The organism is Pseudomonas sp. RT4P38 (assembly GCF_054897765.1).
Map to the genome: position 1 here is coordinate 1585490 of NZ_CM142703.1, position 22639 is coordinate 1608128.

At 60.2% G+C, this 22639-nt stretch carries 15 protein-coding genes; 8 read left to right on the forward strand and 7 right to left on the reverse strand.

Annotation, left to right across the window (positions count from 1 at the left end):
• Window positions 1-11: 11 nt before the first annotated feature.
• From ACYZT7_RS07275 to ACYZT7_RS07300, 6 genes are all read left to right on the forward strand, one after another.
• Window positions 12-1649 (forward strand): 5-guanidino-2-oxopentanoate decarboxylase, encoded by a 1638-nt coding sequence (locus ACYZT7_RS07275; RefSeq protein ID WP_462040497.1) that lies wholly within the window; start codon window positions 12-14, stop codon window positions 1647-1649.
• Window positions 1650-1657: 8 nt separating this feature from the next.
• Window positions 1658-3106, forward strand: a complete 1449-nt coding sequence (locus ACYZT7_RS07280) for an aldehyde dehydrogenase family protein (protein ID WP_462040498.1) — start codon at window positions 1658-1660, stop codon at window positions 3104-3106.
• Between the two features lie 217 nt (window positions 3107-3323).
• Window positions 3324-4427, forward strand: a complete 1104-nt coding sequence (locus ACYZT7_RS07285) for an ABC transporter substrate-binding protein (protein ID WP_462040499.1) — start codon at window positions 3324-3326, stop codon at window positions 4425-4427.
• A 193-nt stretch (window positions 4428-4620) separates the two neighbouring features.
• On the forward strand, window positions 4621-5529 hold the full coding sequence (locus ACYZT7_RS07290; RefSeq protein ID WP_462040500.1) for an ABC transporter permease: 909 nt from the start codon (window positions 4621-4623) through the stop codon (window positions 5527-5529).
• Entirely contained in the window at window positions 5526-6374 is an 849-nt protein-coding gene (locus ACYZT7_RS07295; RefSeq protein WP_462040501.1) for an ABC transporter permease, read from the forward strand. Before ACYZT7_RS07290 ends, ACYZT7_RS07295 begins: the two co-directional genes overlap by 4 nt.
• 15 nt (window positions 6375-6389) lie before the next feature.
• Window positions 6390-7445 (forward strand): ABC transporter ATP-binding protein, encoded by a 1056-nt coding sequence (locus tag ACYZT7_RS07300; RefSeq protein ID WP_462040502.1) that lies wholly within the window; start codon window positions 6390-6392, stop codon window positions 7443-7445.
• A 76-nt stretch (window positions 7446-7521) separates the two neighbouring features.
• Here the strand turns inward: ACYZT7_RS07300 and ACYZT7_RS07305 are convergent, their stop codons facing one another.
• Complete coding sequence (locus ACYZT7_RS07305) at window positions 7522-8451, reverse strand: AraC family transcriptional regulator (RefSeq protein ID WP_462040503.1); 930 nt, start codon at window positions 8449-8451, stop codon at window positions 7522-7524.
• A gap of 335 nt (window positions 8452-8786) precedes the next feature.
• Between ACYZT7_RS07305 and ACYZT7_RS07310 the strand changes: the two genes are divergently transcribed.
• Both ACYZT7_RS07310 and ACYZT7_RS07315 read left to right on the forward strand, forming a co-directional pair.
• On the forward strand, window positions 8787-9140 hold the full coding sequence (locus ACYZT7_RS07310; protein WP_462040504.1) for an antibiotic biosynthesis monooxygenase family protein: 354 nt from the start codon (window positions 8787-8789) through the stop codon (window positions 9138-9140).
• Between the two features lie 41 nt (window positions 9141-9181).
• Window positions 9182-9412 carry a hypothetical protein gene (locus ACYZT7_RS07315; protein ID WP_449644878.1) on the forward strand — a complete coding sequence of 77 codons (231 nt, stop codon included), beginning with the start codon at window positions 9182-9184 and terminating at the stop codon, window positions 9410-9412.
• Here the strand turns inward: ACYZT7_RS07315 and ACYZT7_RS07320 are convergent, their stop codons facing one another.
• The 6 genes from ACYZT7_RS07320 to ACYZT7_RS07345 form a co-directional block, all read right to left on the reverse strand.
• A complete protein-coding gene (locus tag ACYZT7_RS07320) occupies window positions 9413-10042 on the reverse strand; it encodes a flavin reductase family protein (RefSeq protein WP_462040505.1) in 630 nt (209 codons plus the stop codon).
• Window positions 10043-10195: 153 nt separating this feature from the next.
• Window positions 10196-11515 carry an MFS transporter gene (locus tag ACYZT7_RS07325; protein ID WP_462040506.1) on the reverse strand — a complete coding sequence of 440 codons (1320 nt, stop codon included), beginning with the start codon at window positions 11513-11515 and terminating at the stop codon, window positions 10196-10198.
• Between the two features lie 298 nt (window positions 11516-11813).
• The gene (locus ACYZT7_RS07330; protein WP_462040507.1) at window positions 11814-13148 is read right to left on the reverse strand and encodes a sigma-54-dependent transcriptional regulator; all 1335 of its coding nucleotides are present in this window, start codon (window positions 13146-13148) and stop codon (window positions 11814-11816) included.
• Window positions 13142-14908, reverse strand: coding sequence for a sensor histidine kinase (locus ACYZT7_RS07335; protein ID WP_462041758.1), 1767 nt, complete (start codon window positions 14906-14908; stop codon window positions 13142-13144). Before ACYZT7_RS07335 ends, ACYZT7_RS07330 begins: the two co-directional genes overlap by 7 nt.
• Window positions 14909-15024: 116 nt before the next feature.
• Window positions 15025-17829, reverse strand: coding sequence for an RHS repeat domain-containing protein (locus ACYZT7_RS07340; protein ID WP_462040508.1), 2805 nt, complete (start codon window positions 17827-17829; stop codon window positions 15025-15027).
• The gene (locus ACYZT7_RS07345; RefSeq protein WP_462040509.1) at window positions 17826-22445 is read right to left on the reverse strand and encodes a SpvB/TcaC N-terminal domain-containing protein; all 4620 of its coding nucleotides are present in this window, start codon (window positions 22443-22445) and stop codon (window positions 17826-17828) included. The genes ACYZT7_RS07340 and ACYZT7_RS07345 overlap by 4 nt, the downstream gene beginning before the upstream one ends.
• Window positions 22446-22639: the final 194 nt, after the last annotated feature.

Sequence of the window (22639 nt, forward strand, 5' to 3'; positions counted from 1 at the left end):
AGGGCAAAGACATGGCGACGTGCGGCGAAGTATTGGTCAAGTTACTCGAAGATTACGGGGTCGAGCAGGTGTTCGGCATTCCCGGGGTTCACACCGTGGAGCTGTACCGCGGGCTGGCCCGTTCGAGCATCAACCACGTCACTCCGCGTCACGAACAGGGCGCCGGTTTCATGGCCGACGGCTACGCTCGCACCAGTGGCAAGCCGGGTGTGTGCTTCATCATCACCGGCCCGGGCATGACCAACATCACCACCGCCATGGGCCAGGCTTACGCCGACTCGATCCCGATGCTGGTGATCTCCAGCGTGCAATCGCGCAGCCAGTTGGGCGGCGGTCGCGGCAAGCTGCACGAGCTGCCAAACCAGAGCGCATTGGTCGGTGGCGTTGCGGCGTTCTCCCACACCTTGATGTCGGCGGCTGAATTGCCGGGCGTCCTGGCTCGCGCTTTTGCACTGTTCCAGGCCGGCCGTCCGCGTCCTGTGCATATCGAAATTCCGTTGGACGTGCTGGTCGAAGAGGCTGATGACCTGCTCGCCAGCGTCCCGGTGAACATCGACCGCGCCGGTGCCTCTCCGAGCGCAATCAGCCGCATGACCGCGCTGCTGGCCGGTGCCAAGCGCCCGTTGATTCTCGCCGGTGGCGGCGCCATCGATGCCGCCGCCGAGTTGACTGAGCTGGCCGAACTGCTGGACGCCCCGGTGGCCCTGACCATCAACGCCAAAGGTATGCTCGAGTCCAACCATCCGTTGCTGATCGGCTCGACCCAGAGCCTGGTCGCCACTCGCGCTCTGGTGGCCGAGGCCGACGTGGTATTGGCGATCGGCACCGAGCTGGCCGAGACCGATTACGACGTCACCTTCGCCGGCGGTTTCGAGATTCCCGGCGTGCTGCTACGTGTCGATATCGACCCCGACCAGACCGTGCGTAGTTACCCGCCGAAGGTCGCGTTGGTGGCCGACTCGCGCAACGCGGCTCAAGCCTTGCTGAGCGAACTGTCCCATCACTCGCTGGCCGAGCGCCGTAACGATTGGGGCCAAGTCCGTGCCGCACGCTTGCGCGACGAACTGGCCGCCACCTGGGATGCTCCGACCCTGGCCCAGACCCGCTTCCTGGAAACCGTTCTGCACGAATTGCCGGACGCGGTATTCGTCGGCGATTCGACCCAACCGGTGTACACCGGCAACTTGACGTTCAACCCGGAACGTCCGCGTCGCTGGTTCAACTCGTCCACCGGTTACGGCACCCTCGGTTATGCCTTGCCGGCAGCGATCGGCGCCTGGCTCGGCGGTAGCGTCGAAGGGGGGGCGCGGCCTCCAGTGGTGTGCCTGATCGGCGACGGCGGCTTGCAATTTACCCTGCCGGAACTGGCCAGCGCCGTTGAAGCACGCACCCCGGTGATCGTCCTGCTGTGGAACAACCAGGGCTACGAAGAGATCAAGAAATACATGGTCAACCGTGCCATCGAGCCGGTTGGCGTGGACATCTACACCCCGGACTTCATCGGTGTCGCCAAGGCGCTGGGCTGTGCAGCCGAAGCCATCAACGGTGTCGAACAACTGCGCAGCGCACTGCGTGCCGCCGCCGATCGCCAGGGTCCGACTCTAATTGAAGTCGATCAGACTTCGTGGATGAAGGCGGTGTCGAAATGACTTTCCGCATGACTTTCCCAACGGCGCTCGACGGTCTGTTCATCGATGGCCAATGGTCGGCCGGCAACGAACATTTGCGCGTGATCAACCCGGCGACCGAAGCCCTGTTGACCACCGTGAATGGCGGCGATGAACGTGCTGTCGATCAAGCCGTCACTGCGGCGACCGACGCCTTCAAGGATTGGTCGAAAACCACCGGCGCCGAGCGCGGCGCGATCCTGCGCCGAATCGCTGCGGGTGTGCAGGCCGGTCGCGAACAGTTGATGCACTTGCAGTCGAGCAACAACGGCAAACCGCTGTTCGAAGCAGCCATCGACGTCGATGACGTGGTCGCCACGTTCGACTATTACGCAGGTCTGGCCGAAGGTCTGGACGCCAGGCAGGACAGCAATGTCGAGCTGCCAACCGACGATTTCAGCGCACGTGTGCGTCGCGAACCTTGCGGCGTAGTGGCCCTGATCGTGCCGTGGAACTTCCCGATGGTCACCACCGCCTGGAAACTCGCCCCGGCCCTGGCCGCGGGTTGCTGCGTGGTGCTCAAGCCTTCCGAAGTGACACCGCTGCCGGAACTGGAACTGGCAGCGATCATCGCCGAGGCCGGTCTGCCCAAGGGCGTGTTCAACCTGGTTTGCGGCACCGGCCTGGCCGTCGGCGCGCCGTTGTCGGCCGACCCGCGTATCGCCAAGATTTCCTTCACTGGCAGCAACGCCGTCGGCGTGCAGGTCATGCAACGCGCGGCGGAAACCGTCAAAGGCGTGAGCCTGGAACTGGGCGGCAAATCCTCGCTGCTGGTGCTCAAAGACGCCGACATTGAGCTGGCCGTGGAAGTGGCCTGTGGCGGTGGTTTCTTCAACGCCGGGCAGATGTGTTCGGCCACCAGCCGTGTGCTGGTCGCTGATGAACTGGCGGACGAATTTCTTGTTCGTTTGAAGACCCGCGCCGAAGCCATTCGCGTGGCCGACCCGTTCGACCCGAACGTGGAAATGGGCGCACTGGTCAATCAGGCGCAATACCAGCGTGTGCTCGGCCACATCGATCGCGGTTTGAGTGCTGGCGCCAAGCTGATGTGCGGCGGCAATCGTCCGGCAGACCTGCCGCGCGGCTATTTTTTGCAGCCGACGATTTTCATCGACGTGCCCCTCGACAGTGCGCTGTGGTGTGAAGAGATCTTCGGGCCAGTGATCTGCGTGCGCAGTTTTGCCTCCGAAACCGAGGCGATTGCCCTGGCCAACGACAGCCAGTTCGGTCTGGTGGCCAGCGTCGTCACTCGCGACGCTGAGGCGGCAGATCGGGTCGCCAACGCTTTGCAGGCGGGGCTTGTGTGGATCAACGCGCCGCAGGTGATCTTCCCGCAGACCGCGTGGGGTGGTTACAAACAGAGCAGCATCGGCCGCGAGTTGGGGCCGTGGGGTTTGCAGGCTTTCCAGGAAATCAAACATGTGATTCGGGCGGTCTGACGGCTCGAAAACGGTCAGTGCATGCCTCTTGATGAGGCATGCACTGACGTCATGGCTTCAATGAATTTTTATCGATAGTCAGGTGTTTTGCACGACCTCAGGATGAAGCGGTCGGCTCAACTCAAGCCCTTTGAAACCGGGGGTTTGGTGCTGATCTGGGCGCGTGGATGCAACGGTTGCGACCAACCTCATACTTACAAAAAAAAGGGAGTCCTTCATGGGCGAGCATGATTTAAACAGACGTCAATTCATTAAAACCGTGGGCGTGGCGTCCGTAGCCGCGGCGGCCTTGAGTTTGCCCTTCGTCAAGGCCAATGCCAGCGACACACGCTTCCAGGGCAAAACCCTGCGCCTGCTGACCTGGTCCGATGACACGGGTCTGGCCGCACTGCGCAACATCGCGGCAACCTTCGAAGACAAGTACGGTTGCAAGGTCATCGCTGACCGTACCGGTAGCACCTCTGAGATGGTTGCCAAACTCAAGGCAGCCGGTGATCGTCCGCAGTACGACATCATCACCCTGGCTGGCGTTGGCGCCGAAGGGCTGGCTGCTGCCGGCCTGCTGGAAAAACCCGACCTCAACCGCATCCCCAACCTGGTCGATGTACCAGAGAAATACCGCACCGGCGCTAATGGCCACGGCATCGGTTACCTGCTCTGGTGCAACAGCCTGATCTACAGCACCCGCACCGTGAAAGAAGCGCCGCAGAGCTACGCCGCCCTGTGGGACGCCGACCTGTCGCCGAACATCTTCCTGCCGCCGCCGAACTGGACCGAAGCGATGGACCTGATCATCATCGCCGCCAAACTGGCCGGTGGTGACGAACACAACATCGAGCCAGGCTTCAAGAAACTCGCCGAGCTGAAAGATCGCGTGGTGACCCTGGGTGAAAACCCGAACCAGATTGCCGAACTGTTCCGCACCGGTTCCCTGGACATGGGCGGCTTGTACGCACCGGCGTTCTTCCCGAAACAGATCCGCGATCCGGCCTACGGTCTCGGCGCCACCTTCGGCATGAAGGAAGGTTTCTACACCGACTTGATGCTCTCGGTCATGCCGAAGAATCGTCCGGGTGACACCGACCTGGTCTACGCCTTCATCAACCACTCTCTGGACCCACTGGTGCAGGGCAAGATGGCTGAGGACATCTACAACGGTCCGGTCAACGCCAAGGCGATCATCTCCGCCGAAGCGCGCAAGAGCCCGTACATCCTCACGCCGGAGCAGATTGCCGAGAAGGCGATCATGCACGACAACGCCTTCCTGGCCTCCGTGCATGACCAATGGATTCGTCGTTACACGGAAATCTTTTCTTCCTGATCGAGTGACGAACACAGGGCCTTCAGCCACTGAAGATCCCCTGTGGGAGCGAGCTTGCTCGCGATTGCTGACTGTCATTCAACATTGATGTCGACTGATACACCGCTATCGCGAGCAAGCTCGCTCCCACAGGGGCCGAAGTGATTTCAAGTCTTGTGTTTGTCAGCTGCTTTCCATTGACGAGACCCTTGCTATGGAACACCAACCTCTGACCCATCCGGTAAGCGTGGCTCCATCGCGCGCCAATCGGGGTGTTTCGCCGACGACGCGTGCCTGGTTTTTCCTCTCGCCGTCGATGCTGTTTCTGGGCGTATTGATCGCCGCCAGCCTCTTGGTCCTGCGCATGAGCGTGGGTACCAAGGGCGCGGAATGGACCGGGTTCAGCCTGGCCAGTTACGCCCAATTGCTGGAACCGTATTACCTCAAATCCTTGCTACTGACTCTGCGCCTGGCGCTGATCAGCGCGGTGATCGCGGTGGTGCTGGCGATCCCGGTGGCCTACACCATGTCGCGGCTGACCTCACCCTTCGTGCGACGGATCTTCCTCGCGGCGGTGCTGCTGCCATTGCTGGTCAACCTGCTGCTGCAAAGCTACGGCTGGCTGGTAATTCTCGGCCCGGGCGGGATGCTCAACCAGGCGCTGATGGGCCTGGGCCTGATCAAGCGACCGATCATGTTTCTGTACAACCAGAACGGCGTACTGATGGGCCTGGTGCAAACCGCGTTCCCGTTGGCCGTGCTGCCGATTGCCAGCGCCATGCGCGGCGTCCCCCGTACCTACGAAGAAGCTGCCGCCACCTTGGGCGCGAGTCGCTTGCAGGTGTTCCGCCAGGTGGTGCTGCCGATGAGTATGCCGGGGATCATCACTGGCGCGACGTTGGTGTTCGCCTACAACGCCAGCAGCTTCGTGGTGCCTTTGCTGCTCGGTGGCCGACGCGTGCCGATGCTGGCGGTGATGGTCCACGACCAGATCGCTCCGCTGATGAACTGGCCCGCCGCGTCCGCTGCCGGTGTGGTGTTGATTGTCACCACGCTCGCGATCATGACCTTGTCCGAATACATCACTGGCCGTCGTCGGCGCATGCTGGAGGCTTCGCAATGAGCTCTGTGATCAAGAAACGTTATGGGCTGCTGCCGGGCGAGACCGGCAAGTTTGCCGGCATCCTGTCGGGCTTCATCCTGCTGTTGGCAGTGTTGCCGATCCTGACCATGATCGTGATGTCGTTCAGCGGTGCGTCGAACCTCGATTTCCCGCCGAGCAGCTACAGCTTGCAGTGGTACAAGGCTGCCTGGAATGCCTTTGTGTCGCCGGACTCAAGTGATGTGCTGAGCCTCGGCAAAGCCATGACCACCAGCCTGATGGTGGCGTGCCTGACCATGGTGTTCGCCACGATCATTGCGGTGCCGGCGGCTTATGCCCTGACCCGTTGCGAGTTCCGCGGCAAGGCCGTGGCGCTGCAACTGATGTCGTTGCCGTTGGTGTTTCCGATGGTGGTGTTGGGGCTGGCGTTGCTGCTGGTGTTCGACAGCCTGCCCTTCCAGATGACCACTTCGCGGCTGGTGATTGCTCACGTGATCCTGGCGTTACCGTTCGTGGTGAAAAACTGCACGGCGGCGATGCTCTCCATCGGCAGTGAAGTCGAAGAGGCCGCGCAGATGCTCGGTGCTTCGCCGACCCGGGCGATTATCGATGTGGTGGTGCCGCTGATGAAGTCGGGGATTCTGGCGGGCATGCTGCTGGCGTTCATCGTCTCGTTCAACGAATTCACTGTGACCTACTTCCTTTACACCATCGACGTCATGACCGTGCCGATCTGGATGTACAGCCGCACCGTGTCTTCGCTCGACCCCACCGTTTTCTCGTTTGCCGTGCTGATCGTGCTGATCGACTTCGTCCTCATTTGGGCGTTGGAGAAGCTGGTCGGTGAAGGTGGCGTTTCGTTCTGATTCTTGAGGTGCAACATGACTGGTCTGATTCTGGAAAACGTCGAGAAACATTACGGCTCGGCCTGCGCGGTAAGAGATGTAAACCTGCATTTGCCCGAGGGCAAACTGGTGTGTTTTCTCGGCCCTTCGGGCTGCGGCAAAACCACTTTGCTGCGTATGATCGCAGGGCTCGAAACCCTGAGCGGCGGCGAGATTCGCCTGGACGGTGAAGACATCGGCCACACGCCGGCGCATCAACGCAATTTCGGCATGGTGTTTCAATCGCTGGCGCTGTTTCCGCACATGACGGTGGGGGAGAACATCGCCTATCCGCTGAAACTGCGCGGCGTCAGCAAGGCCGATCAGCAGGCGCGAGTGGTGGAGTTGCTGCAACTGATTCAGTTGCAGGAAATGATCGACCGTCCGGTGTCGAAACTCTCTGGTGGCCAACGTCAGCGCGTGGCGATTGCCCGTGCGATTGCCAATCACCCGAAAATCCTCCTGCTCGACGAACCGCTGTCGGCGCTGGACGCCAAGCTGCGTGAATCGATGCAGGTGGAAATCCGTCAGCTGCAACAACGCTTGAACATCACCACCATCATGGTGACCCACGATCAGCGTGAAGCCATGACCATGGCGGATATCGTCGTGGTATTGGGTGAGCATCGGGTGCAGCAAGTGGGCACGCCAATTGAAATCTATCGGCACCCGGCCAACGAATTCGTCGCGGACTTCATTGGCTCGGGGAACATCTTTCCGGCCACGGCGCTGGGCAACGGGAAGATTGGGTTGCCGGGTGGCGATGCGCTGCAAGTGCCGATCTGCAGCAGCATTGTGGTCGGCGAGAAGGTGAAAATGCTGATCCGCCCTGAAGACCTGCAACTGTCGCTTCCGCAGGCGACGGCGGGGAATCGGTTGCTCGGCAAGGTGACGTTCGTGCGCGATATTGGCGCGACGATTGAAACCACGGTTGAGTGTTCCGGGGTTTCGTTTACGGCGTTGAGCACGCCGTGTCAGGGGATTGGGTTGAGCATTGGCAATCCGGTGTCAGTGACGTTGCCGGCTGAGGCGTGCCGCGTACTCAGCGCCTGATCCAGATTTGATGTTGGACTGACTGGCCTCTTCGACTTGCTCGCGAAGAGGCCGGCCCATCCAACACAAATCTCGACTAGACGCTCAACCGCAACCGCGCCAGATCCCGGAGCGGCGGCGCCCCAAACAACCGACTGTACTCCCTGCTGAATTGCGACGGACTTTCATACCCCACCCGATACCCCGCCGCCGAAGCCTCCAACCCTTCCGCCAGCATCAACCGCCGCGCTTCTTGCAGGCGCAGTTGTTTCTGATACTGCAACGGACTCATCGCCGTCATCGCCTTGAACCGGTGATGCAGCGTCGACACGCTCAAGTTCACTTCCTTCGCCAGATCATCGATGCGCAGCGGCTGTTCATAGTTGCCGTTGAGCCATTTGATCGCCTGGCTGATGCGGTGGCTCTGGCTGTTGGCGATGGCGATTTCATACAGCCGATGCCCCTGTTTGCTGCGCAACAACCGATAGAGGATCTCCCGACGAATCAGCGGCGCGAGCATGGCGATGTCTTTCGGGGTCTGGAGCAACCGGGCCAGACGCAGCACGGCGTCGAGCATTGCGGTGTCGATTTGTTCGACATACAGGCCGCGGCCGGTGGGGCGGGTCGGGACGCCCAAGGGACCGGCGTCGGCAATCAGCGCGGTGATTTCCGCCGGGTCGATGTCCAGCCGCACGGCGAGGATCGGTTCCTCGGGCGAGACGTTCACCACACGCCCGCTCAGGGGCATCGAGACCGACACCACCAGGTAATTCAGCGGGTCGTAATTGAAGTATTCATCCGCCAGCCTGACCTCTTTGCGCCCCTGAGCCATGATGCACAAGGCGGGTTGGGCAAGTACGGGAGCGAAGTTATGGGATTGGCTATGTCGCGACATGAACAGCGAGCCGACCGCAGTGGCATAAGTGCCATCCTCCAGTGTGTTGCGGCGGATGATGGCGGCCAGCTCCGTGCGCTGTTTCTCCATGTCGGCGTCCAGCGGGGCTTGAAAATGATCGAGCGACGACATGCTGGGCATCCTCGGTGAGGCGTTGATAATGAGCCGAGCTTAAGTTTGTGCAAGACAACGCGGTAGACACATCCTGCCAGAAGCTTGCCTGATTCTGCACGGGGTTGAAGCGTTGCGCTGCCATGGCAGCTCATGGTCGGGGAAACTTGCTTGAAAGTCGTGTTTCAGTCCTATGACAGGATTTTGCACGTTGTTACAGGTACGGGATGCAGCCTCGCAGGATTGTGCAACAAGCCGGCAGGAATCGACTAACGGCGCGGCGTCCGGGCGCTTAACCTTGGATCCTGTTGCAGCCCGTCCCACGGCTGCCACTCGAGTACCTGGGAGGGTTAAACATGTCTACGCAGATCCCCGTCAGTCATATGGCCTTTGTCCGTGCCCGCGCCGGGCGTTCAGCGGAGCTCGGTACGCGCCTCAGCGCTTTGATCGAACCGTCTCGCAGCGCACCGGGTTGCTTGAGCTTTGCCCTGCAGCATTCGCAATGCGATCCCGAGTTGTGGCTGCTGTGCGGTTTCTGGATCAATCAGCAGGCCATGACGGCGTATTTCAACAGCCCTGCCATGGATATTTTTGCCGAGCTGGTCCAGGAACTGGTGGTCAACAGCCTGGATTTCCATACCTTCAAGGATGTCTCGATGGGGCAGGCGCTCGGTCACCCGCAGGCACCGGTACACAAACTGGCCGGTTGAGGGTTTAATGGCTCAACTCTCAATTAGCCAGGATCCGCGACATGGCACGCAAAGCCTTTGAAACCTTCGAAGCCGTATCTGCCGTAGTACCTCGTGAAGGCGGTTATTACGCCGCAATCGCCACCAAAGCCATCGGTGGGTCGGGTGCGCCGCGCTTTCATAAGCTGCTCGAAGAGCAAACCTTCAAAACTGCCCGAGATGCCGATGAAGCCGCCGCGCTGGAGCTGACACACCTCAAAGGCGTCGGCGAAGACGGCGACCTGATCTGGTAATTACCTTTTCGCCCCCGGGCGATACATTTTGAACAACGCCTCTGGCCCCAGCTGAAAGTAATCCGCTGGCCCACCGCCGCGCAGAATCGGTTCTGCCGCGGCGGTGTCGTACACGCCATCCTTCAATAGCCACTTGGCGATATGCACGGCGACCACTTCGCCGAGAATCAGCCAGCTCGGCACCACTTCGCCATCGGCCCGCTGCAACTGAATGATCTGCGTGACCTTGCACTCGAAGGACACCGGGCTTTCGGCGACGCGCGGCACCTGAATGATTTTCGACGCTGCCGGGGTTAGCCCGGACAGCTCGAACTCGTTGACCTCAGGCGGGGCCATGGCAGAGCACTGGTTCATCTGCTCGGCCAGCGGACGGGTCGCCAGGTTCCACGCGAACTCGCCGTTCTGTTCGATGTTATTCAGGCTGTCTTTGCGCCCGACACTGGAAAAACCAATGATCGGCGGAATGTAGTTGAAGGCGTTGAAGAAACTGTAAGGCGCCAGGTTCAGGCGGCCATCGGCATCCTGAGAGGAAATCCAGCCAATGGGACGCGGGCCGACGATGGCATTGAACGGGTCATGCGGCAGACCGTGGCCGTTGGCGGGTTCGTAGAAATGGATGTCGTCGGGCATGAGGTGAATTCCTGGGCTGCATTCTGGATGCGTCAATAGTGCAAGGACCAACATTTTATTTCCAGTCGACGCGCTCCCACAGGTTTTGTGTAGGGGCAATGAAAAGGGGCAGACCCGTTAAGGTCTGCCCCTTTTTTTATTGCGCGGACTGACTCAGTCCGTCTCGATCCGCGAATGCTTGCGGGTGTCTTTCATGGTGATGTACACCAGCAACGACACGGCAATACACGCAGTCACATACCAGTAGTACCCGGTTTCCATGCCGATGCTCTTGAACCACAGCGCGATGTATTCGGCGGTGCCGCCGAAGATCGACACGGTCAGCGCATACGGCAAACCAACGCCCAGTGCACGAATCTCGGTCGGGAACAGTTCGGCTTTGACCACCGCGTTGATCGAGGTGTAGCCGCTGACGATGATCAGCGCCGCCATGATCAGGAAGAACGCGCCCCACCACGTCTGGATGGTGTGCAGGGTGGTCAGGATCGGCACGGTGAACAGCGTTCCGAGAACACCGAAGGCAATCAGGATTGGCCGGCGACCGACTTTATCCGAGAGCCCGCCAATGATCGGTTGCAGGCACATGAACAGAAACAGCGTAGCCGCAGAGATGCTGGTGGAGTCGGTGATGCTCATGCCGACGGTGTTCACCAGGTATTTCTGCATGTAGGTGGTGTAGGTATAGAACGCCAGGGTGCCGCCCATGGTCAGGCCGACCACGGTCATCAGTTCCTTCGGGTGACGCATCAAGGTGCGCATCGCGCTTTCCTTGGCCTTCTCTTTTTTGGTGAACGACTCGGTTTCTTCCATGCCACGACGCAGGTAGAGCGCGACCACGGCACACAGCGCGCCGATGGCGAACGGAATGCGCCAGCCCCAGGCATACAACTCTTCGGTGGTCAGCACGTTTTGCAGAACGATCAGCACCGCCAGGGCGATGAGCTGACCGGAGATGAGGGTCACGTACTGGAAGCTGGAGTAGAAGCCGCGACGTTCCTTGGTCGCCATCTCGCTGAGGTACGTCGCCGAGGTGCCGTACTCGCCACCGACCGACAGGCCTTGCAGCAAACGGGCGAAAATCAGCAGGATCGGTGCGCCGATGCCAATGGTTTCATAACCCGGGCTCAGGGCGATCAGCAGCGAGCCGAAACACATCAGGTACACCGAAGCCATCAGCGCTTTCTTGCGACCGGCGCGGTCCGCGTAGAGGCCCATCAGCCAGCCACCGATCGGGCGCATCAGGAAGCCCACGGCGAAGATCGCAGCAGTGTTCAGCAGTTGCGCGGTGGTGTCGCCTTTGGGGAAAAAGGCTTTGGCGAAGTACAGGGAGAACGCGGCGTAGACGTACCAGTCGTACCACTCGACCATGTTGCCGACAGAGCCGCTGAAGATCGATTTGATGCGACTGGCAGTGGTTCTTTCTTTGGCAGGCGAAGCGGTCGACCCAAGAGGCAGGGTTTGTGAGTTATCCATGACGGATCCTTCATTTAATTGTTTTTGTGGAGCGCGTTGAAACGCAGCCTGCTTGGGCTATAGCAGGAGGTGTGCCAACGGGAGGAGGACCGGTTTAGAGGGGGTGACGAGATGTAGTGAGCGGGAATCCGCTTATTAAGAGTTATGAGTGGGCGAAAAATCGCTTACTAAGGCATGAATTTGTTTCGCCAGTACTGGCCCCATCGCGAGCAAGCTCGCTCCCACAGGGCAGGTGTACACAATTCAAATGTGGGAGCGAGCTTGCTCGCGATGAGGCCAGATCAAGCGCCACAAAAAATCAGCTGTCCCGCAAAAACAACTCGCGGGTCAGTCCATGCCGCTGCATCTTTTCATTAAAGGTCCGGCGCGGCAGCTGCAGCTCTTCCAACACCGCTTTCACATCGCCTTTATGCCGGGTCAACGCCGCGCGTAGACAATGCGCTTCAAACGCTTCCTGCTGCGCCGCCAGCGACTGCCCGGGATCGATCCCCACCGGTTCCGGCTCGCCAAGTCCCAATACCTGACGTTCGGCCACGTTCGCCAGTTCGCGCACATTTCCAGGCCAGTCGTGGCTCAGCAGATGGCTCAACTGCGGACCACTCAGCGGTGGAAAGCTGCGCCCCAAACGCTCGGCTGCGTTCTGCGCAAACGACTCGAACAACAACGGAATGTCTTCTCGCCGTTCACGCAACGGCGGCAGCCGCAACTCGGCCACGTTCAACCGATAGGCCAGATCCTCGCGAAAACGTCCGGCCCGGGCTTCGTCCAGCAAGTCGGGTTTGGTTGCGGCGATGATTCGCAAATCCACGCGGATGCTTTGATTCGAGCCCAACCGCTCCAGTTTCTGTTCCTGCAACACCCGGAGCAATTTCACCTGCTGGGCCAGCGGCATGCTTTCGATCTCATCGAGAAACAGCGTGCCGCCATCGGCGTATTCGAGCTTGCCGATGCGTTTGCCCGACGCGCCGGTGAACGCGCCGCTCTCGTGGCCGAACAACTCGGCCTCGAACAGCTGCTCGGGAATTGCCGCGCAATTGAGTGCCACAAACGGTTTGTCGGCGCGTGGCCCGAAGTCATGCAGGCAACGGGCAACCAACTCCTTGCCGCTGCCGGTTTCACCGCGAATCAACACATTGACCGGCAGCGTCGCCAGGTCCAGCACTTGCCGGCGCAGCGTCTGCAAACCACGGGACACGCCCAGCAGCGTCGCATCGAGTTTGGCGCGGTTGTCCGCCTGCTCGTGCAAGGCGCGGTTTTCCAGCACCAGCCGCCGCTTGTCCAGCGCGCGGCGCAGACTGCCAAGCAGGGTTTCGGGGCTGAAGGGTTTTTCGAGGAAGTCGTAGGCGCCATCGCGCATGGCGTCGACCGCCATCGGCACATCGCCGTGACCGGTCAGCAGAATCACCGGCAAGTCGGCATCGCGGCGCTGAACCTCGGCCAGCAGTTCCAGGCCGGTCATGCCAGGCATGCGCACGTCGCTGAGAATCACGCCGGGGAAATGCTTGGGCAGCTGCGCCAGGCATTCATCGGCGCGGCTGAACAACTGCACCTCGAACCCCGACAGGCTCAGCCATTGTTCGACGGCGCTGCGAATACTGCTTTCGTCGTCGACCACCATCACGGAATTCAGCATGAGCCAGGCGTCTCCAGGTCGATAGGCAACGTCACGGTAAACACCGCGCCGTTTGCATGATTGTCGGCGCTCAGGCGTCCGCCCGATTCATGAACGATGGCAAAGGATACGGCCAGCCCGAGGCCCAGGCCATCGCCCACCGGTTTGGTGGTGAAGAACGGATCAAACACGTTCGCCAAGTGCTCTTCGGCAATGCCGCCACCGTTGTCGGTAACCGTCAGGCGCCAGAGTTGTTCGTCGGCTTCGAGACGGATTTCCAGGCGTTTGCAGGGTTTGTCCTGCATGGCGTCCAGGGCATTGCGCAGCAAATTGATCAGCACCTGTTCCAGACGAATCGCATCGCCGCGCACCCAGGCCGGGCGCGTCAGGTGCAGCACCGTGCTGACCTGTTCATCGCGCAACCTTGTGTCGAGCAGCTGCAACGATTGGTCCACCACCGCCGCCAGGTCCAGGCGTTCGCGTAAACCGCTGGGACTTTTGCGGGCGAAGGTTTTCAGGTGGCCGGTGAGGGCGGCCATGCGCGTCAGCATGTCATCCACCGGCCTGAGCGCCTTGTAGGCGTCGTCGACCCGACCGTGATCGAGCAGCAGCCTCAGAGTAGCAAGCTGCATACGCTGGGCGGTCAACGGCTGGTTGATTTCATGGGCCAGCGCGGCAGACATCTGGCCGAGTGCGGCGAGTTTGGCCGATTGCACCAGACCGTCCTGAGCAGTGCGCAGGTCGCGAGTGCGTTCTTCCACCAGTTGTTCGAGCTCTTCGCGACTGCGCTGGCGCAGCTTGGCCAAACGCCAGCGCTGATTGAGAAACAGCAACAGAAACACCACCGCCAGCCACAGCCCGGCAGCGGCGAGCCCGGCGTTGCGACTGTCTTCGAACGCGACTTGCGGGCGGCGCAGCAGATGCAAGGTCCAGCCTTCAGTGCTCAGCGGCAGCGATTCCCACAGGTAATTCGCGGTCCCGTCAGGCCCCACGACCCGCGACAGATCACTGTTGTCGTCGAAGCGCCGAACCGATTGGTATTCCAGCGGTGTTAGCGGTTGTTTGTCGTATTGGCGGGTAGCCTTGAGCTCGGCTTGATCGCTGTCACTCAGCGGTTTCAACAAGCGATAGCGCCAGCCCGGCTGGTTGGCGATGAAGATAATCCCGCGCGCATCACTGACCAGCAGGGTGTCGCTGCCCTGACGCCACTCGCGCTCCAATTCCGGAAACTCGAGTTTCACCACCATCGCGCCGAGGAACTGGCCGTTGTCATCGGTGACCGCGCTGGACAGGAAGTAGCCGGGAATCCCGCTCGTCACCCCCACTGCGTAAAAACGCCCGGTGCCCTGAGTGCGGGTCTGGCTGAAGTAGGGGCGAAAGCCATAATTGTGGCCGACATAACTGCTGGGCAAACGCCAGTTGCTCGCCGCCACGGCAAGGCCGGTGTGATCGAGCAGTTCCAGGGTCGAGGACTGCGCCGCGCCGTTGATTTTTTCCAGTTTTCGGTTCAGTGCGTCCTGCTGTTCAGCCGATACCGAACCATTAAGGGCGGCGCGCAATTCCGGGTCCAGCGCCAATACGGCGGGCAGGGCGCGGTAGCGATCGATCAGGGTGTGCAGGGAATTGGCGTAGAGCGCCAATTGCTGATTGGCGCGGGCGGCGTCTTCGACCATGGCCTGACGCTCGGCGTGACGAATGGCCAAACCGGCCGCGAGGGCCGCGCCGGCGAGGATCAACAGGGTATACAACGACAAACGCACGGCACGAGCAGTTGGAATCATGCTGTAGAAAACACTGGGAATACGGGCACGCACGATAGCATGCCGTCCGGGTTTGTTGCCGATGCACGACCCTCCACCGCACCTTGATTAAACGCCAGTCGATAGGTGTAGCGGGGCTAGGTTGCTCTTCTTCGGTTCCTTTCCAGAAACCTGTTATCCGTGGTGCCAGCCTCTTTGTAGAGGCGCATACGTTCCTCGCTCCGGCCTATTTTGGCTAGAGTGACCTTGGTTAGTTTCTCCAGACCGGCGAGATGAATGGGCTGGAGCATACTTTTAGGCGTCATGTTATTCACGTTGGGTATTATGTCGGCGGGATAAATGACGTCAGTGCCCAACTGTTCAAAGTTGGCTTTAGCTTCAGCCCAGCGTTGTTCGGTGGTCGTTTTCCAGTTACCGAGCATTTTTTCGATTTTATCGATTTTTGAAGGAGTGAGCCCGTTCTTGATGTCCTCCGCCTCCTGAGCCCGAGCACCCAAGGCCATTAGCGCGTTGACACCAGGGACCACCGATCCAACGAATCTGCCAAGGAACGTGAGTATTCCCTGGTCGAGGACACTGCCGTCGTTGCTGCTCACATCGAGCCCCGCCTGGCGATCAATCTCGGCGATGGTCATTGTTGATGTTTGCGGTATGAGTGGACGCACCCGCTTGAAGGGCGCACTGATCGCTGCTTCTGATTCGCCGACCAGATCGCCACCGGCGTTTCCTCCGATAAAACCGACGACAAAGGGATCAAGATTGATGTCGACTCCAGATAATAGACTGCCGATTGCCTCGCTAGCGTAGAACCCACCAAAGAACGCAGCCGTGGCGCTTAAGCCTTCGCTAAGTGTATTTTTCAGCAGGCTATTTGGAATACCGCTTCTATCGGCGATTTTTTCGATTTGCCCAAGGGTTGGAATGACGTTTGAGGCGAGGCTCGAAATGAAAAGCGCATAACTGTAGATTTCGTGTTTTTCTTTTTGTGTTCCGTTGCTGTCCACGTAAAACAGCGGGTTATTCCCCACAAATGCATACAGATTGAGGCCATCCACATCCCCCGCCGGATCGGCGCTGATCCAGCGTTGTAGCCACGGCGCGTAATAGCGCAGCCCGTAGTAGTAAAGCCCACTGACATCCATTTCCTTGCCCGAGTAACGAATGGTTTTATAGTCGGCCTCCACTGTCGAACGAGCCGCCCACCAGGCCGTCCCGCCGTAAGGGTAATAACCTTCGTGGCTGATGATGGCGGCATTTTTGTCCAGTTCCAGGGTACTGGAGCCCAAATGATCGTTAAGGCTGTAGCGCAGTTGATCGGCCTCGATAAGGTCGGGTTTGCCCTTGACCCAGTGCAGGCAACGTACGTTGCCGTAGCCGAGGGGCACGCTGATGACGTGAAGTTCTTCGCTGCTGTCCAGGGTGCGGATTTCCACGTTGGGCAAGTAACGCGCTTCCCGGCGATGGGCCACGGTTTTGGCCTGCGCGAGGTGGACTTTGCGCACTCGCGCGCCCTGGCTGTCGTAGCGGTAGTACTCACCATCGTTGGCGGCGTTGGCGCGGTAGACGGTGATCAGTTCCTGTAACTGATTGCGCCCGTCCCAGGTCATGGGCTGCGTGCCGGGCATCAGGGTTTGCAGGTTACCGTTACGGTCGAAGCGGGTCCTGAAGTCCGGATCCGGGTCGCCTTCCTGCCAGGGCACCGCGCGGTTGCTGTCGTCGGCGACGCGCATCGTCCGGGTGTAGTGGTTGCCTGAGCGCTGGTGGCGCAGCACGGTGAGATTGCCACCCTCGTCGTATTCGTATTCCTGGGTGTAGTTGAGCAGCAGGCTCGGATCGATGGGGCTGATCAGCTCGGGTAGGCCTGGCTGAATGCTTGCGCCAATGGCTTCACGGCCACTGGCGCTGGCGAGCTGGTAAAGGCTGTCGTAGGTGTAGGTGGTTTCGGGTGCTACCCGCTGATTGGCGAAATATCCCACGGTCTGAAGGTGGTCCATCAGCAGGGAAATGTTACCCACGGGGTCGTAGTTGTAGCTCAGGTTCTGCAACGGGTCTTTGCCCGGGGCTGCCGCGCTCAGGTGCGACAGTCGGCCGCTGTCGGGTTCGAAGGTGGCGAGGGTGGTGACACGGTTGCCGGCAGTCTGGCTGAGTAACTGGCCTGCGGCGTTGTAGTCCGTGGCGGTGAGCAGTGCCTGTGCGTCCTTGCCGTTGAGGGTCAATTCAATACCGTTGAGTTGGCCAGCGCGGTTGAAGCTCCAGCGTTGCTGATGGTCACCGGCATCGGTCTGGCGAATCAACTCGCCCAGCGGGCTGTAACGCTGGCGGGTGATATAGCGTTTGTCGGGCTCCAGCAAGGTGTCTCGTGCAGCCTCATCCAGGGGCCAGTCGGCCATTTGCGCATCGGGCAAAAAACGCCGGGTCTGGCTGATCACCTCACCGGTCAGGGCGCGTTGATCGAGCAGCATCACCCCGGCCGCGTCGTCATGGCGCCGCAATTGACCGCACTGGTTGCGGTCGGCGAACTCGGCATCGGCGTTGGCGTAGCTCAGGCGTTCCAGGGCCTGCGGAGGTTGCCCGTTGGTCTGTTCATGAATGGCCACAGGTCGCCGTTGCTCGTCGTACTCAATGCGCCAATGACTGCCGCGGCCATCCCAACGCTCCACGGCTTGCTGTGCCTCGCCCGGCAAACCCAGACGCCATCCGGCGTCCACGCTGCCGGTGCACAATGCCGCCCCGGACAGGCTATGAAGGGTCACCAGGTTGGGCACCTTCAAGCGTGGGTCGCGTTGCGCCACCTGCCTTCCTGCGGCGTCGTGTTGCTGGCGGGTGACGTGCGCGACGGGGGCATCGATGACCACTCGGCGCAGATAACTCACTTGGCGCACGGGCAGGCCGCGGCTGTCGGTCACGTTCAGGGCAGGGGTATGGCGATGGACACTGTTCATCCCACGGTCCTTTTTGTCCGTTGCGTGGGTGGCGGGTCAAACAAGTCGTTTTCATCGAAGGCGATGGTGTACCAGCAGCGGTAGCGCTGTTCCCGGCGCAACGGTTTTAGTTCCGAGTGTTCACCTTGCGGCATTTTTTTCGCCAGTACGGTGTGCGTCGGCCGGCCGGCGGCGTCGTAGAACTGTTGATCGTGGTAACCGGATTCGCGGATCACCTCGTCGTTGATGTAGCGGTACACGTTCGCGAAGTACGGTCGATAGATCCGCACCGTTTCTCCCTTGTTGTTGTACTCGACCCGTTCGCTGACCCGCCAGCGCCGTGTCGCGTGTGCTTCCTTGGGGCGTCCTGCTTCGTCGAGTTCCAGCTCGCCCTTGTCATTCGCCACCCAGGCCATGCCTGGTTCGACCTCCTGTTTGGCTTGCAGGGATCGGCCGAAACCATCCCAACAGGCGATGGCCACACGGATTTGCAGTTCGGGGTCACCGGGGTAACGGTCGGCCTGCAAGGTCGCGACATGCACCGGTTCTCGATGGGCCTCGTCGATGTATTTTTGTAGCAGCAGCTCGTTCGACGAAGGTGTTTCCAGGTCTTCGAGGTGCAAACGGGCGCGGGTGCGAATGTGGCCGCTGGGCAGCATAAAGCCTTCGGTGCGAGCCCACGCCAGCCAGGGTTCCAAAGCAGTTTTTGGAACTTGGCCCATCCAGCTGAAAGGGGCGGAGAAAGTCGCCGTGGCGTAGTCGCCGATAGCGTCCTTGGGCGCGGCGATGGCCGTGTCCGGGCTGCGGTCAGCCGGTGGCTGGTACTCGGCAAGCGGCTCGAAACCCACCTCGACGCCCAATTCGGTGCCATGAAAGCTTGTCACCAACACTTCGCCGAATGCGTTGTAACGGGCTTCCTGGATATTACGGTTGGGATCTTCAATGCCGGCGGGCAAGAACGTCCGGTAGTCGGCGTCGAGGATTTTCGTGGTGCAACCGTCCGGCAATGTTACGGCAGTGCTCAGGCACCAGTACTTGTCGTAAGCGACCGTAGTGATGCCGTGACTTTTGGTCTGCTGGAATTTTTCAACGTTATAGAAGCCCTCCAGCTTGTGGTAAGTGGGGAATCCTTTGCGTACCGACCACAAGTAGTTTTTGGCGTCAGTCGGGTCGTCCGGTTCGCCCGCTTCGGAATCAGGCAAGAACCACTCCATGATGTGGTAACCCACTTCAGGCGATTCGAGCTTTTCCTTGAGGTTGAACGGCATGTGGCCGGCTTCGTCCTTGAGCTTGTCGTAGGCATTCAGGGCGGTGGCATCCAGTTCGGCGATCTCCTGATAGTCGGGCAGGGCTTCGAAAATCAACTTGTCCGGGTCCAGTAAATCGCCGGTGGCCGGATTCTGATAATGCTGCAGGGACAAACCGGTCAGCACTGCTTGAGCTGCCCATTGCCCACCCTCCTGGCTGCGCTCAAGGAAGTTTTCATAGTTGATGTCGGCAGGATCAAGGTCAGCCTTTTCCAGGACCAGCGCGTTACCGCGCTGACGATAAGGCAGACCCAGCCGCCAACTCTGGAGGTGCTCGATGTGACGGTACTCGGCCTTGGCCTGAGTCAAATACCAGTTCTGCTGGGCCGGATCGTGAGCGTCCGTCCACCAGGTGTTTTCATAACACTCATCGCGCTCATCACCAGGTTCGCAGACGGTAAAGGGTGGTGTGTCATCGACGGTTTTGCGCCTGGCGTAATGCGCGGTAAAACCGTGGGTCAGGCTGCCGAACTTGTCCCACGTCAGATTGATTGTGTGCTGGACTAACGGGTCGTCGGCGAGCGCCGGTTCATATTGATAGGCGATGCTTTCCAGTGCCAGAGGTTGCAGCACGGCATAAGGTTGGTGGTCACCTTTGGGCCTCAATTCACGGATCAGAAAACGGTTCACTGCCACCGTGTAGGGCACGGCGATTTCTGGATCATCGTCAGCGGCAAAGACCTCGGTTCGCAACACTGAACCACTAAGCGCACGGGCCATTTCGCGGGCCAGTGATTCGTCGGGGACGATTGACCGACCGGCCGCGTCATTGAGGTGGTATTCGTGCAGCAGGGTGTCGCCCAATGGCACGGCCAGCGGGTCACGAGCATAGTAATCGTCCTCCCGCATGTCCACGGCTTTGCCGGTGTGGAACCAGGTTTTGCTTAGGAACGGCGCGGTGAAACCCTCACTTGCGCGTTCGGCGGCCGAGGCTTCGGTGTCGGTTTGCAGCAGCAGGCCGAAGCCGCGGAACTCACGCTCGAGACTGTCGTAAAAGCCTTTGCGATAGGTGAAGCACTGGGTCAGTCGATTGCCGGTGATTTCATCGAGCTGGGTCTGCTGGCTGACCAAGTGCATGGCGAACGGCAGGTGCGATACCGGGGCTTTGCCAGCCGCGATCAACTCGGCCTTTTCATCCAGCCATTCCTGGGCCGAGCTGCGATAGGTCACGCCGGTGGCGGTGCCCATATTGTTGTAGGTGGCATTCACCAGGTAAGGCTTGGCCTTGACGAAATCGTAGCGCCAGTGCCTGGGGGCCATGTGTGGCACGGTCAGGATCAGGCTGGAACAACCCAGCCCCTGCAAGTCGGCGATGCTGACCCGGCAGAGCCGGTCGTAACGCACGCCCGTGGGCCACGGTATGTCGACCGATGTCAGATCGAAGCCGTTGCCACTGTTGTTCATGAACACCCGGAAATAGTCGGACTCCAGATAGATGAGGTCAGCGGCGCCCGAGCCGTCGAGGTCCGCCAGTTGCACCCGCGAGGCGTCGAACTCGGCGTAGTCGAAGGGCAGGGCGCACAGCACGAAGCCTTTGCCGAACCGCCCATGACCCAGGTTCGGCCAGCATTTGACCTCATTGTGACGGATGCGGATCAAGTGTTGCTGACCGCTGCCCAGCACATCGCTGAAGGCCACCAGCTCGGTCGGGGCATTGCTTAGCAACGGCAATGAATCGTCATCGTGGGGCACATCGGTGCCGTTGGCGAACCCGACCTCTCGACGGCTGGCATACAGCCGCACGCTACGAGGGCCGATCAGGGCCAGGTCGGTCAGGCCGTCGCCCACCAGGTCTGCCAATTGCGCCATGGGATGAAAAAACTCCGTGGGAAATGCCGCGTAGGCCACGAAGTTCGACCAGGTGCGGTCGGGATTTAGGGTGAAGAAACCGGACATGCCGGGACGGGCGATCACCCAGTCGAGCTTGCCATCGCCGCTCAGGTCGCTGAGGGACTGGCGAATCGGCTTGCTGCTATCGGCCACCGGAATGTGAGGCAATTGCGCCCAATCGCCATAATGCACAGCGTCATCGCCGGTTTCGGCGCGCAGGGGCTCGCGGTAATACCAGGCCTGGTCAATGCGAAACAGCACACCGGGCATCCCTTCGCCATACACGTCCACCAGCTGATAATGTTGCCCGTCATCGAGGCCGGGCATGTCTGGAAACTCGGTATAACCCTCGCGCACCGGATCGAGTTCAAAGGGGTTGTAAACGAACTCCATGGGCGGGCGACTTTCCATCTGCCCCTGGTTGTCATAAGCCTGGATGTGGGCGGCGGTCAGGTGGTTGTAGCCCAAGGGGCTTTTGCGGTGTTCGAGCAGCATGCGCTCGACCAGAACCGGCTCGGCGCCCAGCTCATCGACAAACTGATGAAACATCAGCACCTGCCGGCACAGGCGGCGGGTGCCCAGTTCGAAACCGTAGGCGTAGTTCCAGAAGGGATCGCTGCGTACTTGCCAGTCGTTGATCGGCAGATAGGTGGGGACTTGCGTCAGGTCAGCGCTGCGTTCGCCGTAGTCGAATAGCAGGTGGAAATGCCATTGCTCGTCCTTCCAGCCGTTGGCTTTCCATGAATACAGGTCGGCGGATGCCACGGCGTTGCCGTACAAGACCCGGTACAGGTAACGCTGCGAGCGGTAGTCACGAAATTGTGGGGCTTGCGGCTCTTCGACTTCAGCCCTGTACTCGTACACCACATGTTCGCCGCGCAAGTTGAGGCTTTCATCGATCATCCAGACGCCGACATGGGTTTTGTCGTTAGGATCGGCCCGGCGCGAGGCTTCGGTTTTGCCATAGCAGTGCAGGCTGCCGTCGGCACCGTGGATCAACCAGAACCCCGCAGGGTTGTCGGGATGGTCGATGTTGGTCCAGTGCTCGATCAAATCGAAGGAGCCTTCGACCCGCGGCCAATAACGCACGACACGATGGTTACCCAGATTTTTAACGTCGTTGTATTCGGACACCTCTCTGAAGAGAATCTCGCCATTGTCACCCTTCTCGGGCATCCAAACATCACCGCTGGGGCCGACCACCGAGTCACTGCCTTCATACCTGGGCACACCCTTGGTGGTGCGCAGGGTGATGGCGTTGGTGGTCATTCTCCAGCCGATGCCGAACGGGCTGTTGCCCACATCGCTGCTGTAGCCCAGACCCAGGGCGGGCACCATGCCGCGGTTGGGCGCGTTGCTGATCGGCAGCGGCAACTCCAGCGACGCCGCTCCGCTGGTGCCCACCGCGCCCCAGCCCTTGCCGATGCTTTGGATGGCGCCGCCCCCTTTGGGCAGGGACGGTGCATTGATTTCGAGCGTGCCTTGTTGTTCCGTGGCCATCCAGGTATCCGCCATGACAGAGAGTGCAACCAGTGCGTTCAACTTATCAGGCGAGGCTGTTGCTGTGACCTGTCAGATCTGACAGGTCGATGGCATTTGCTTAGAACATATCAATACAACATTGAGTACTTTTGATTACTTTTTGTCAGGCATAAAAAAACCGGCCTGTTGTTGCCAACAGGCCGGCTTTTCGC

Bases quoted from the DNA above. Each gene is read 5' to 3' on its own strand.
- ACYZT7_RS07300 (WP_462040502.1), top strand. From the start codon at position 6,390: ATGACTGGTCTGATTCTGGAAAACGTCGAGAAACATTACGGCTCGGCC.
- ACYZT7_RS07295 (WP_462040501.1), top strand. From the start codon at position 5,526: ATGAGCTCTGTGATCAAGAAACGTTATGGGCTGCTGCCGGGCGAGACC.
- ACYZT7_RS07335 (WP_462041758.1), bottom strand. From the start codon at position 14,908: ATGATTCCAACTGCTCGTGCCGTGCGTTTGTCGTTGTATACCCTGTTG.
- ACYZT7_RS07310 (WP_462040504.1), top strand. From the start codon at position 8,787: ATGTCTACGCAGATCCCCGTCAGTCATATGGCCTTTGTCCGTGCCCGC.
- ACYZT7_RS07320 (WP_462040505.1), bottom strand. From the start codon at position 10,042: ATGCCCGACGACATCCATTTCTACGAACCCGCCAACGGCCACGGTCTG.
- ACYZT7_RS07275 (WP_462040497.1), top strand. From the start codon at position 12: ATGGCGACGTGCGGCGAAGTATTGGTCAAGTTACTCGAAGATTACGGG.
- ACYZT7_RS07330 (WP_462040507.1), bottom strand. From the start codon at position 13,148: ATGCTGAATTCCGTGATGGTGGTCGACGACGAAAGCAGTATTCGCAGC.
- ACYZT7_RS07305 (WP_462040503.1), bottom strand. From the start codon at position 8,451: ATGTCGTCGCTCGATCATTTTCAAGCCCCGCTGGACGCCGACATGGAG.
- ACYZT7_RS07340 (WP_462040508.1), bottom strand. From the start codon at position 17,829: ATGAACAGTGTCCATCGCCATACCCCTGCCCTGAACGTGACCGACAGC.
- ACYZT7_RS07280 (WP_462040498.1), top strand. From the start codon at position 1,658: ATGACTTTCCCAACGGCGCTCGACGGTCTGTTCATCGATGGCCAATGG.
- ACYZT7_RS07285 (WP_462040499.1), top strand. From the start codon at position 3,324: ATGGGCGAGCATGATTTAAACAGACGTCAATTCATTAAAACCGTGGGC.
- ACYZT7_RS07290 (WP_462040500.1), top strand. From the start codon at position 4,621: ATGGAACACCAACCTCTGACCCATCCGGTAAGCGTGGCTCCATCGCGC.
- ACYZT7_RS07325 (WP_462040506.1), bottom strand. From the start codon at position 11,515: ATGGATAACTCACAAACCCTGCCTCTTGGGTCGACCGCTTCGCCTGCC.
- ACYZT7_RS07315 (WP_449644878.1), top strand. From the start codon at position 9,182: ATGGCACGCAAAGCCTTTGAAACCTTCGAAGCCGTATCTGCCGTAGTA.
- ACYZT7_RS07345 (WP_462040509.1), bottom strand. From the start codon at position 22,445: ATGGCCACGGAACAACAAGGCACGCTCGAAATCAATGCACCGTCCCTG.